The following is an 11,737-nucleotide window of genomic DNA, read 5'->3' as shown; positions in this document are numbered from 1 at the left end:
GGCTACCGATGTATTGTTGAACGCGAAATGTACAGCAAAGATCAACACGCCCTAGGTAAAGGACAGTGGGATTTTCCTTACCTTTTTGCTAGCTTTCTTACTTGATTTATTTGGTTTTCTTTTACTTGAATTTGGAATCATTACACCTCCTAAATCGTTGTTCTGTTTTGTCTTTCAATCGATTGTCTTTCTTCGTGTAGCGTCAGTGTTGTGGGCATTCACTGTATGGGTACTTATCAATGGAGAGATTAATAAGTAATTTAGATAAGGCATAAACGATGCCAAAATGTAAGTTATTGATAAATCTATTATCAGTATTATTTGTGTTTTAGGGTTCGTCAATTTGACTGTCAATCTGAGAAAAAACCAGTGTGATCTGTTTAAATTAAGAACACTCTCTGCGGTTTCTGCCACATAGCCATAGATACAGCCTTGCTTAACACGTAAACTGAGTCGTAATTCACATAGACCAAGGACGTGCTATGAACCTCAAGCTTGATACTCTTGCTCCCACTCAGATTTATCACCTGATGACACAAACCGTTGTTCCTCGCCCGATTGCGTGGGCATTGACGGAATCTTCTGACCAAGAGTACAACCTCGCGCCTTTCTCTTATTTCACGCCTGTTTCTAGTAATCCGCCGTTACTGATGTTATCGGTTGGGAAGAAGCCGTCCGGCGAAATCAAAGATACCACTCGTAATGCCCTAGAAACGGGTAAGCTAGTGATTCACATTGCTTCTTCAAGTTCTGCCGAAACCATGACGGCGACAGCAGCTACCCTTGAACATGGTGATTCGGAAGTCACCGCGAATAACATTGATCTGGTTGAATTTGAAGGCTTCTCTTTACCGAGATTGAAAGAGTGCGCGGTCGCTTTTGGATGCACCTTGTACGAAGTAAAAGAGGTTGGAGAAGTGCTACAAAGCCTTATCTTTGCTCAAGTCGAAACCGTGTACATTTCCGAAGACGTGATCGACAAAGACAGTGAGCGTCTTAAGATCGACGCGTTAGCACTTGATCCTTTATCTCGATTGGGTGGCGGTGAATACGCCACGCTTTCCAATGTGTTTTCTGTCGCACGCCCTAAGTAGCAATACCTAAGTAGCAGCCCTATATCAACGTACCCAGAATAAGCGTTTTTAAAAACTATGTTAGATACCCAATACTCGCAGTACATCCAACACCGAATTGACCAAAAAACCAAGCCACTTGGCGCACTTGGCTTACTAGAAAAAGTCGCACATCAACTGGCTTTGATTCAGAGCCAAGGCAAAGAAGCTGCGGTTGAACACATCGAATTGAATAAGCCAAGTATCATTATTTTTGCTGGCGACCATGGCATTGCTGACGAAGGCGTGAGTATTGCTCCAAGCGCGGTAACACAACAGATGGTGTTGAACTTCTTAAGCGATGGCGCGGCGATCAATTGCTTCTGTGCGGTGAATAATATCGATATCACGGTAGTCGACACGGGGATATTGTTGCCTGTGGAATCAGACAGTGACATGTTGATCTCTCAGCGTTTGGGTACGCGAACCAATAACTTTGCCAATGAAGCGGCAATGAGTTTAGAAACGGTTGAACGTGGGATTGAACTGGGTACAGATCTTGTATCTAAAACCATTTCGAATGGCACCAATATCATCATGTTTGGTGAAATGGGTATCGGAAATACCAGCAGCGCATCAGCGATCTTAAGTGCATTAGCGAATCGTGCTGCAGCGGAGTGTGTTGGCCTAGGCACTGGCATCAACAATGAACAGCTTGCACGTAAAGTGGCTGTGGTTGAGCAAGGTGTCGCGCGTTGCAAAGGTTTAGATGCGAATGAAGTTAAAGATATTAAAGAGGTACTCGCACAAGTCGGTGGCTATGAAATCGTTCAAATGGTCGGTGCTTTCCTTGGCGCTTACCAAAACAAAACCCCAGTATTAGTCGATGGCTTTATCGTGTCGGTTGCGGCGTATGTCGCGACTTTAATTGAACCGAGTTGCCGAGACTATATGATCTTCGCCCATCGCTCTGAAGAGTCAGGACACAAAATTCTGTTAGAGCTGCTCGACGCTGAGCCACTGCTCGATCTTGGATTGAGATTAGGCGAGGGCACAGGTGCTGCGCTAGCTATGCCAATCATTTGTGCGGCAGCCGAGTTCTATAACAACATGGCGAGCTTCGAAAGTGCTGGAGTCACGGTTTAATGAGTGATGCACCAGAAAGATCGTTGAAAGATCGAGTTACTTATCAGTGGGAGCTTTTTGCGCTGGCGATGGGTTTCTTTTCTCGCTTGCCAATGCCGAAAAACACGCCCTATTCTACAGAGCGAATGAACCGTTCTGGTCGCTACTTTTCAACGGTTGGTTTGTTGCTTGGTGTTCTGTGTGGCGGTGTGTTCTTGCTACTTGATGTGGTACTGCCGAGTGCAGTAGCGATCTTTTTGATGATGAGTTTTAGCCTGATGCTCACTGGCGCATTCCATGAAGATGGTTTGACTGATATGGCCGATGGCATTGGTGGCGGCATGACCCTAGAACGCCGTTTGACCATCATGAAAGACAGTCGAATAGGTACTTATGGTGCGTCTGCTCTGATTATGGCTCTGCTTGGCAAGTGGGTGCTGTTGAATGAACTCATAAGCATGACGGGACTGTTTATGGTAATCGTGACCAGTTATACCTTTAGCCGCGCGATTGCTGCATCGCTAATTTACGACATGCCTTATGTCAGTGATTTAGATACCAGTAAAAGTAAACCATTGGCCAACAAGCAAACCAAAGGCGAACTTGTCTTCTTGTTGCTGGTAGGCGTGCTGCCTAGCCTGTGGTTTGGTCTTGAATTCGCTTTGGTTTTATCTGTCGTCGCCTATCTGTTCAGAACAGGTTTTAAAACGTGGTTAACGGCTCGAATTGGCGGCTTTACTGGGGACTGCTTGGGTGCGGCTCAACAGTTAATGGAGTTGCTGACTTACCTTGTATTCATTACTGCATTTTACAATGGCTTTCTATAACGGCTTCCTATGACCAACACGAATGAAACTATTCAAGCTAATCAAATTAATCAAGCAAGTCAGCGAAACAGCCATTTGGTATTGGGCGGGGCTCGTTCTGGTAAGTCTAGTTTTGCAGAGCAACAAGCATTATGTGCGCTTGAAGCATGTTCAAATGGACGCCTCAATTATATTGCGACAGCGACATATCTTGATGATGAAATGCGAGAACGAATCGCGCACCATCAACAACGTCGTGGCGAGCAGTGGATTGAGCATGAAGTACCCGTCGAATTAGCCGAAAAACTGCAGTCTTTTGAGAAAGAAGATGTGGTATTGATTGATTGCCTAACCTTGTGGTTGAACAACATCATCTTTGAACTGGGTGATGACGCAACTAATGAACAGGTTGAAGCCGTGGTTGAAGTATTGGTCAAAAGCGTCGAGCAAAGTCCGGCGCAAATTATCATGGTCTCTAACGAAGTCGGTTTAGGTGTGGTGCCGCTGGGTAAAGTGTCTCGCTTGTTTGTGGACAATGCAGGACGAATGAACCAAGCGCTAGCTCGCGTCGTTGAGCGCGTCACGCTGGTTGCTGCCGGATTGCCGCTGCACTTAAAACCATCTAATCACTTGCTTGATATTCAAGGCTAGGTCGCACACATGGTCAATGGAACAACCAAAAACATCTATTTGTTAAGACATGGCAAAGTCGAAGGAAAAGCTGCGCTCAATGGTTTATCTGATGTGCTGGTCAACTCTGATCTTCAAGAACAGATATGTGAGGCACTAACTACACAAGACATTACCTTTGATAGCGTGGTTAGCTCTCCACTAAGACGATGTGGTGATCTCGCGAGCTTGTTTGCAGAGCGTATGTCTGTGCCTTTATCAGTTGCATCGGGTTTTCAGGAAATGAACTTCGGTGAAGTAGATGGTGTCCCATTTGATGAACTTGAAGACAAGTGGGGAATGTTAGAAACCTTTTGGAAAGACCCTGCTAATCATCAATTAACTGGCGCAGAAAGTTTACAGAGCTTCCACGACAGAGTAACTCAAGCTTGGTCGCAACTTTTGAATGATTCAAGTGACAACATATTGTTGGTTACTCATGGTGGTGTGATTCGCATACTGCTAGCGCACTGCCTTAATATTGATTGGAAAAACCCGAGTTTGTACTCGAAGTTATCGATAGAAAACGCATCGATAACGCATATTCAAATCACTCAGTTTGCGCAGAGCTTTATCAGCGTTAAATCGATAGGGATACCTGTTCTCTGAGTGTTGAAAAAACACAGTTTAAGAATTAACAATCTTTTAGATCTGTAAATAGAAACAGAAATATAAATAGAAGTATAAAGCGGCGTTCACAGCCGCTATACCTGATTGGTATTACTACCTACGTGAAAGGAACTTAGTCATGACAACACCAAGTTGGGATCTAAGCATTGCTTATAGCGATCTTAATGATGCAAAAATCGAACAGGACATTGAACTCATTCAGCAGTGCATTGAGCTGTTGAACCTACACGTTGAAAAGCGTCATATCATTCTAGCGATGCAAAACGCGATTCAGACTTCAGAAGCGGCAGGCACGTTACTGAGTACAATCAACACCTTCGCTAATTGCCACGCATCGGTCGACGCGACACACACAGAAGCGAAAGCATTGCTTGGTCGTGTAGCGAAGCTGAACTCTGAAATGTCTCAAGCGTTCAGCCCTTACGAAGATACGCTAATTCACGCAGAACCAGAATTTATTGATGCAGTATTAGAGCATGATAGTGCGGACGTAGCAGGGCAGCGCTTTGCGATTGAAAGCTCTCGTAAGTTATCAAGCAGCCGACTCAGTGTTGCTGAAGAGCAGTTATTGGCAGCGATGAAGGTTGATGGTCGTGACGGATGGGGTCGTTTATACGATAACCTAACCGGATCTTTAAAACTGTCGCTAAAGCTGGACGGTGAAGAGGAAGCGCTAGGCTTTTCACAAGCCGCGAGCCTGTTGTACGGCAGCGAATTCGACAAACAAGAACCAGCATGGCGCGCGGTTCAAGGTGCGATGAAAACGCACCAAGAGTCTTTTGCTTCGATTCTAAATGCATTGGCGGGTTGGCGACTGACTGAAAACAAAAAGCGTTCGAAGATTAGCGATGTGCATTTCCTAGATCCAAGCCTACACGGCAGCCGCATTGTGCCAGAAACGCTAGACACCATGATGTCGGTAGCGAAAGCTAATCGAACTGTTGGTCAGAAAGCAGGTTTGTTAATGGCAAGAGTTCACGGGCTAGATGAAATGAAGCCTTGGAATCACTTAGCTGCGATGCCGCCGCTGGGTGACGCTGAATCTAAGGTTTACCCATTTGATGAGGCGATCGACGTGATCAAAACTGCGTTCGCTGAAGTAAATCCAGAGATGGCTGATTTTGTCGCTTTGATGGTTGATAATGGTTGGATTGATGCCGCACCAGCAGCCAACAAACGTTTAGGCGCTTACTGCACCAAGTTTGCTGCTACACGCACTCCGCTTGTGTTCATGACATGGAGCGGTAGCCGCTCAGATTTAATGACATTGGCACACGAGTTAGGCCACGCGTTCCACAACTGGGTGATGAAAGACATGCCGTTGTGTCAAACACGCTACCCAATGACGCTAGCAGAAACCGCTTCGATCTTTGCTGAAAATATCGTTCGAGACCATTTGTTAAAACAAGCACAAACACGTAATGAGAAACTTGAAATGCTGTGGGAAGAGCTTTCTTCTTCTTTGTCATTAATGGTGAACATTCCCGTTCGTTTTGAGTTTGAAAAAGCCTTCTACGAGCAGCGTGAAAAAGGCGAGCTAACGGCTCAGCAGCTGTGTGACTTGATGGAAACGACTTGGAAAGAGTGGTATGGCGATGCAATGACAGAAGCTGACCCTTACTTCTGGGCGAGCAAACTGCATTTCAGCATCTCTCAAGTAAGCTTCTACAACTACCCATACTTGTTCGGTTACCTGTTCAGTAAAGGTGTTTACGCTCAGCGCGATGCGAAAGGTGAGCAATTCTACGGCGATTACGTTTCGTTGCTTCGTGATACGGGCAGCATGATGGCGGAAGAAGTCGTTCAAAAGCACTTAGGAATGGACCTGACTCAAGCTGATTTTTGGCAACAAAGCATCGACATGGTCAAAGTTCAAATCGATGAATTTGAAAGATTGCTCGATCAGGAAGATTAATTGATCTCAATCTGTTCATAGCAGGTAAGAGCTGTGTTAGCTTACGTGGCTCTTATCTTGCTGGCATAACCTGAGATAAGCCGAAACAACCAAAAGTCTCTTTAAATAGAGAAAGTTATTTGGAACAGATGTCGGTTAGTAAAGTCAGCAGGTAATATAAAAATATATGGGTAGTATTTGTGAGTGATAACGGAGTTTCTGTTGATAAGTGCGATCCTAGCAACACAATTTCTATGTACAATTTATTAACATACGGCCGTGCAATTAAGGAGTAGCGCATGACGAAGACCCTCTTTCGCCAATCATTTCTTTTTGACAGCCTAGATCTTGAGCAAGAAGTGTTTGCAGGACAGACCGTACTGAGTAACGGTGTTCAAATTAAGCTTCATCAACGCGGTGTCTTGGAAGTGATTCCCGCGGATTTTAATTCTGAAACCAAGAACATCATTTTTTCAACCGGTGTTCATGGCGACGAAACTTCACCAATGGAGCTGATCGATAAGCTCATTGAGGATATTGAAACAGGTTTCCAAGTAGTAAACGCGAGATGCTTGTTTATCATAGCTCACCCAGAAGCCACTAACGCGCATACTCGTTTTCTTGATGTGAACATGAATCGTCTGTTTGATGAAAAGCAGTACGAGAGCAATCGAGAAGTGGATATCGCGAAGAACTTGAAGTTCTTGGTGACTGAGTTTTACAAAGAAACGGAACCTGCCACTCGTTGGCATCTAGATTTGCACTGTGCAATCCGTTTATCTAAGCATTACTCGTTTGCAGTGAGCCCTAAAGTTCGCCACGAAGTACGCAGTAAAGAGCTGTTTGATTTCATTAACAGTGCGCACGTGGAAGCAGTGTTGTTGTCAAATGCGCCAACCAGTACATTCAGTTGGTACAGTGCTGAAAACTTCGAAGCGCAAGCACTGACAATGGAACTAGGGCAGGTCGCGAGAATTGGTGAGAACCAACTTGATAAGCTAACGGCTTTTGACTTGGCGATGCGTAACTTGATTGCTGAAGTTGAGCCAGAGCATTTACCTAAGCGAACCATCACTTATCGCGTGAGCAGAACCATTGTTCGTTTACATGATGACTTCGATTTCATGTTCTCAGATTCTGTAGAGAACTTTACCGCGTTCAAGCACGGTGAAGTATTCGGTCATGATGGTGATAAACCGTTAATGGCTAAGAATGAAAACGAAGCGGTGGTATTCCCAAATCGTAACGTGGCTATCGGTCAACGAGCAGCCTTAATGGTGTGTGAAGTTGAAACGCGATTCGACCATGGTCAGCTTGTGTACGATTAATATCGACTCGGGTTTAAACGACGAAAACAACCGCTCAACTGGTTGAAATATCAAGGTTCACATTACGGTGTGAGCCTTGAGTTTATTTAGGGATACAGGTAAGGTTACGCGAACAATTTCAAAGTAGCTTGATATGGATTTCCAACAACTTCTTCACCAAAAACAGCGCAAATGGACCCGAGCCATTTATCTGATGGCAGCACTGCTTGTCACGCTGAGTGCGATTTACCTAATGGTTGGCGATCTTTTCATTTCCCCTCTGGGCACCTTGTCCACGTTAGAACAAAAACTACTGGTTGATTTACGCTTACCTCGATTATTGGCGGCTATTGCCATCGGGGCAGGGTTAGCTGTATCTGGCGCAAGCCTACAAGTCTTATTGGGTAATGTATTAGCAGAGCCCGGTGTGCTCGGCATTTCTGGTGGTGCGAGTTTGGCGATGGTTATCGTGCTGTTCTTCTTGCCGTTTGCTCCGACTCCAGAACTGTTCATGATTGCCGCCGTTTTAGGCTCGCTCTGTTTCACCGTGATACTGGTGAGCATGGTAAAAACGATGCGACTCACCACGGCTAAATTACTGCTAGTGGGTGTCGCGTTAGGCATTCTTTCTGGCGCGATGGTGACATGGGCGTTCTATTTTAGTGATGACTTAAGTCTACGCTTATTGATGTATTGGCTGATGGGCAGCTTAGGTGGCGTCACTTGGTATCAACACTCGCTCACGTTGGTGATGATCCCCGTGATTATTTGGCTGTGCCTGCAAGGTAGTAAGCTAGATAAGTTAATGATTGGCGAAACGCATGCCGCACAGTTAGGCGTAAACGTACCGAGATTGCGCTGGCGTCTAATTTTCGCTGTGTCTATTTTAGTCGGCTGTGCGGTTGCCTTAGGTGGCGTGATCAGCTTTGTTGGCTTGGTTGTGCCACACTTATTGCGTTTAGCGATTGGTACCGATAATCGATACCTTCTTCCTTTGTCTGCTGTTGCTGGCGCTGCGTTGTTGGTGTTTGCTGATATTTGCGCACGTACATTACTCGATTCCGCAGAGCTACCTTTGGGTGTGATGACCACCAGTATCGGTGCGCCTATCTTCATTTGGATGTTAATTAAAAATCATGATTCAAATTAAGAGCCTGAGCGTTGGCGCTCGTTTATTACCACTATCATTTGAGCTCAAGCAAGGGCAGGTGACTCACGTTATCGGCCCGAATGGCAGCGGTAAAAGTACCTTACTCGAATCGATATCTGGCATTGGTGATGGTTACAAAGGTGATATCAAGATCGACGGGCAGGATTTGTCGGAGCTGTCTTTACAAGATTTATCATTGCATCGTGCTTACTTGTGCCAAAGCGCAAGGCCAGCCTTCAACTTAGAAGTGTTCCAATATCTTGCATTGTCACTGCCAAGTTCATCACATGGCCTTGATACTGAAATCAACACGGCTTTGGAAGAGATAAGCCAGATATTGGACATCACAGACAAACTTCATCGTTCAATTCAGACACTGTCTGGTGGTGAATGGCAACGCGTTCGTTTGGCGGGAATGTGCCTGCAAATTTGGCCGACGCTCAATCCTTACGCAAAGCTGCTGATCCTAGACGAACCTGCAGCGCCGTTGGATATTGCTCAAGAAGCGTTGCTGTATAAGCTTATCGAACGAGTGGCTGAGAAGGGCATTGCGGTTATTATGGCTAACCACGACCTGAACCGAACCTTGAGGCATGCCGACCAAGTACTGCTGCTCGAAAAGGGCGTACTACAAGCATCTGGCAGTGCAGAGCAAGTGCTTGTGCCTGAACAGCTAGAATCCGTATTTAACACGCAAGTAAAAAGCATCTCGGTCGACAATCAAACTTATCTGCTGTTTGGTTAACTTAAGCTCATCAATACAAGGCAATCTATATGTTTAGATATATTCAACGACGACGAATCAAGAAAGTAATCAAATCACTTTCTGCAAAGTTGGTGAAAGCGTACGGAAGCAGTGACTTTTTCTCTATTGGGCAAGTAGAAACGAGTTCATGTGAATTAAGTAAGCGCCAACAACTGGTTGCCTTAGCATTGTTTGCTGATCCACAAGACCTTGCTGCTGAAATTGCTCCAGCCATTCAATTGCTGCGTAATAATGTGTCTAATGACTTCTTCGGTGGTGAGGAATATAACGCGCGTGATGTACTTAATTTGTTGGGCGGTGGCGGTTGGAAGGGCGGTCGTATGGACGATGATATGTCGAATCGATTTGGCATGAATAGCCGCTATTAGTTTAGCTCGTTCAAATTAACGTTTAATGATTTATCCATTTATAAACTTATACGCTCAATAGCTTAGCGACTTTACAGCAGTCTCAACAACGTAATAATAATGATGATAAAAAGCACTCAATATCATTATTTATGCGAGCGTTTCACTCCAATTAATTCAATGAAAAAATACCTTCCTAGCGATCTATTTTCTTAGGGAATGCGTAATTTTTGTCGGTAAAAATTGATAATTCGAACCAATATCATCTATCTACAACGCATTTGTTTGAGTTGTGTGATGCTGATTCCTATTAATATAAAACCCGCTGTTATTGATAAAATTGACGTATATATTTTTCGTTGTTCTTTAAGTCGGAAACTATAAACCTTCGAATTACAGTGCTGGTTGGTTAGTAACCAATTGGTTTTGTGTTTAGGGTAAAATAATAGAGAGTGGGAAAGTGACAACAATAAATAATAATATTCTAAAAATAGCAGTGGGGATGGCTATGCTATCGAGTGTGCCGTCAGTGGCAAATGCTCATGGTTGGTCTGAGTTTCCAAGCGCGCGTCAGAACACGTGTTACGAGCAAGGCGGGATTTGGTCGGGTACACCACCTAATGCTGCGTGTGCTCAAGCAAAAGACATTTCGGGTTCATACCCGTTTGTTCAACGTAACGAGTACGCGAAAAATGTCCAAGATTTCAATAATATCAATGCTGTAAAAGCGGCGATTCCTGACGGCACGTTATGTTATGCCAACGATTCGCAAAAACGCGGCATGGGTGCGCCTCATACTGGTTGGACTCGTACCGAGCTAAATACTGGTACGTTTGAATATGTATTCAATGCGACAGCGCCACACAACCCTTCTTTCTGGGAGTTCTACCTAACGAAACCAAACGCGGACCTAAGCAAAGGCCTAGCGTGGGGAGACTTAGATCTTATCCAAGAAGAGGGTAACGTTCCGGTTAATGGCGGCAAGTACCGCATTAATGTCACTATTCCTTCAGACCGTTCTGGCGATGCGATTCTATTCGTTCGTTGGCAACGTGATGATGCTGCGGGCGAAGGCTTCTACAACTGTTCAGACATCACTATCGCGGGTGGCACAACCCCTCCACCAGAGCCTACACCTCAACCTGATCTAGTCCGTGGCGACCTGTTTGTTTCTGACCAGTTTGGTACGCCAGAAATTGGTGATACGGTTAAGTACGACATCATCAACAAGTACGGTGAAGTCGCGCGTAGCTTCGACATCGTTATCGACGCTTCAAACGTTAACGATTGGGCTCGCTTGTTGGCTTCAGAGATTAACGGCTGGCACGAAGAGTTTAAAGATGGCGCGATCTTCATTGGTGATTGGCACGCTGAAATGCAGCACTACATGTACTTCCAAAACGATCCTTCACGTAACTTCTTTAACTCAAAAGATAGCCGTGCTTCTGGTCAGTTAACGCTGATTGATGGTGGCGACGGTGGTGTTGAACCATTAAAAGGCGACATCTACGAGCTAGTGAAGAGTGACAACGTAGTGAATGCTGGCGACAAAGTTGTAATTGCAACAAGCGAAGCCGCGACATTGACTCAAACTCAAGGTTCTTCAGTAAGCATCCAAAATAACGGCACGGCTTCTATCGTAGTTGATACCACTGGCATCACTGCAAACGAAACTTTATCGTTTATGGCTAGCTCGATTGAAAGCGACAGTGTTGAAACCTTCACTTTTGAAGTAATTGCCGATGACGGTGGCGTGACACCAGACCCAGACCCTACGCCAGATCCAGGTACGTGGGACTCATCAGCGACTTACCTTGGTGGCGAAGTCGTGACTTACTCGAACCAGTCATGGAAAGCACAATGGTGGGTTCAAGGTGGCACTAACCCTAAAGCGACTTACGAAAATGACAAATGGGGCGTTTGGCGTCCAGCCAACTAATCTTAACTATTGTTAGTTAATTAGCCTTGCAATAATAACCAAGACACCACAC

At 45.1% G+C, this 11,737-nt stretch carries 11 protein-coding genes; all 11 read left to right on the top strand.

The genetic code is table 11. The features are described from left to right. Positions 1-482 precede the first annotated feature (482 nt). Entirely contained in the window at positions 483-1,094 is a 612-nt protein-coding gene (locus tag AB6E78_RS18710) for a flavin reductase family protein (RefSeq protein ID WP_372134075.1), read from the top strand. Positions 1,095-1,151: 57 nt separating this feature from the next. Continuing rightward, positions 1,152-2,198: a nicotinate-nucleotide--dimethylbenzimidazole phosphoribosyltransferase gene (gene cobT, locus AB6E78_RS18705; RefSeq protein ID WP_372134074.1), complete on the top strand. Its 1,047-nt coding sequence runs from the start codon at positions 1,152-1,154 to the stop codon at positions 2,196-2,198. Then, a complete protein-coding gene (locus AB6E78_RS18700) occupies positions 2,198-3,004 on the top strand; it encodes an adenosylcobinamide-GDP ribazoletransferase (RefSeq protein WP_017066160.1) in 807 nt (268 codons plus the stop codon). The genes cobT and AB6E78_RS18700 overlap by 1 nt, the downstream gene beginning before the upstream one ends. A 9-nt stretch (positions 3,005-3,013) precedes the next feature. Continuing rightward, the gene (gene cobU / locus AB6E78_RS18695) at positions 3,014-3,634 is read left to right on the top strand and encodes a bifunctional adenosylcobinamide kinase/adenosylcobinamide-phosphate guanylyltransferase (RefSeq protein WP_017059154.1); all 621 of its coding nucleotides are present in this window, start codon (positions 3,014-3,016) and stop codon (positions 3,632-3,634) included. A 9-nt stretch (positions 3,635-3,643) separates the two neighbouring features. Next, entirely contained in the window at positions 3,644-4,261 is a 618-nt protein-coding gene (gene cobC, locus AB6E78_RS18690; protein WP_017059155.1) for an alpha-ribazole phosphatase family protein, read from the top strand. Between the two features lie 139 nt (positions 4,262-4,400). After that, on the top strand, positions 4,401-6,197 hold the full coding sequence (locus AB6E78_RS18685) for a M3 family oligoendopeptidase (RefSeq protein ID WP_372134073.1): 1,797 nt from the start codon (positions 4,401-4,403) through the stop codon (positions 6,195-6,197). 278 nt (positions 6,198-6,475) lie between these two features. Next, the gene (locus tag AB6E78_RS18680; RefSeq protein ID WP_017059157.1) at positions 6,476-7,504 is read left to right on the top strand and encodes a succinylglutamate desuccinylase; all 1,029 of its coding nucleotides are present in this window, start codon (positions 6,476-6,478) and stop codon (positions 7,502-7,504) included. Positions 7,505-7,637: 133 nt separating this feature from the next. Next, positions 7,638-8,633 (top strand): vitamin B12 ABC transporter permease BtuC, encoded by a 996-nt coding sequence (gene btuC / locus AB6E78_RS18675; RefSeq protein WP_372134072.1) that lies wholly within the window; start codon positions 7,638-7,640, stop codon positions 8,631-8,633. Next, positions 8,620-9,378 (top strand): vitamin B12 ABC transporter ATP-binding protein BtuD, encoded by a 759-nt coding sequence (gene btuD, locus AB6E78_RS18670; RefSeq protein ID WP_372134071.1) that lies wholly within the window; start codon positions 8,620-8,622, stop codon positions 9,376-9,378. Before btuC ends, btuD begins: the two co-directional genes overlap by 14 nt. Positions 9,379-9,407: 29 nt before the next feature. Beyond that, a complete protein-coding gene (locus AB6E78_RS18665) occupies positions 9,408-9,767 on the top strand; it encodes a DUF6559 family protein (protein WP_102320089.1) in 360 nt (119 codons plus the stop codon). Positions 9,768-10,254: 487 nt separating this feature from the next. Then, on the top strand, positions 10,255-11,685 hold the full coding sequence (locus AB6E78_RS18660; RefSeq protein ID WP_372134076.1) for a lytic polysaccharide monooxygenase: 1,431 nt from the start codon (positions 10,255-10,257) through the stop codon (positions 11,683-11,685). Positions 11,686-11,737: the final 52 nt, after the last annotated feature.

The sequence above is a fragment of the Vibrio sp. 10N.247.310.98 genome, from assembly GCF_041467395.1.
GTDB classification, from domain to species: Bacteria; Pseudomonadota; Gammaproteobacteria; order Enterobacterales; family Vibrionaceae; genus Vibrio; species Vibrio crassostreae_C.
Note: the sequence above shows the minus strand (reverse complement) of the source record. Positions and strands in the feature narration are given on the sequence as shown.

Bases quoted from the DNA above. Each gene is read 5' to 3' on its own strand.
- btuD (WP_372134071.1), top strand. From the start codon at position 8,620: ATGATTCAAATTAAGAGCCTGAGCGTTGGCGCTCGTTTATTACCACTA.
- AB6E78_RS18685 (WP_372134073.1), top strand. From the start codon at position 4,401: ATGACAACACCAAGTTGGGATCTAAGCATTGCTTATAGCGATCTTAAT.
- btuC (WP_372134072.1), top strand. From the start codon at position 7,638: ATGGATTTCCAACAACTTCTTCACCAAAAACAGCGCAAATGGACCCGA.
- AB6E78_RS18680 (WP_017059157.1), top strand. From the start codon at position 6,476: ATGACGAAGACCCTCTTTCGCCAATCATTTCTTTTTGACAGCCTAGAT.
- cobU (WP_017059154.1), top strand. From the start codon at position 3,014: ATGACCAACACGAATGAAACTATTCAAGCTAATCAAATTAATCAAGCA.
- AB6E78_RS18660 (WP_372134076.1), top strand. From the start codon at position 10,255: ATGCTATCGAGTGTGCCGTCAGTGGCAAATGCTCATGGTTGGTCTGAG.
- AB6E78_RS18710 (WP_372134075.1), top strand. From the start codon at position 483: ATGAACCTCAAGCTTGATACTCTTGCTCCCACTCAGATTTATCACCTG.
- AB6E78_RS18665 (WP_102320089.1), top strand. From the start codon at position 9,408: ATGTTTAGATATATTCAACGACGACGAATCAAGAAAGTAATCAAATCA.
- AB6E78_RS18700 (WP_017066160.1), top strand. From the start codon at position 2,198: ATGAGTGATGCACCAGAAAGATCGTTGAAAGATCGAGTTACTTATCAG.
- cobT (WP_372134074.1), top strand. From the start codon at position 1,152: ATGTTAGATACCCAATACTCGCAGTACATCCAACACCGAATTGACCAA.
- cobC (WP_017059155.1), top strand. From the start codon at position 3,644: ATGGTCAATGGAACAACCAAAAACATCTATTTGTTAAGACATGGCAAA.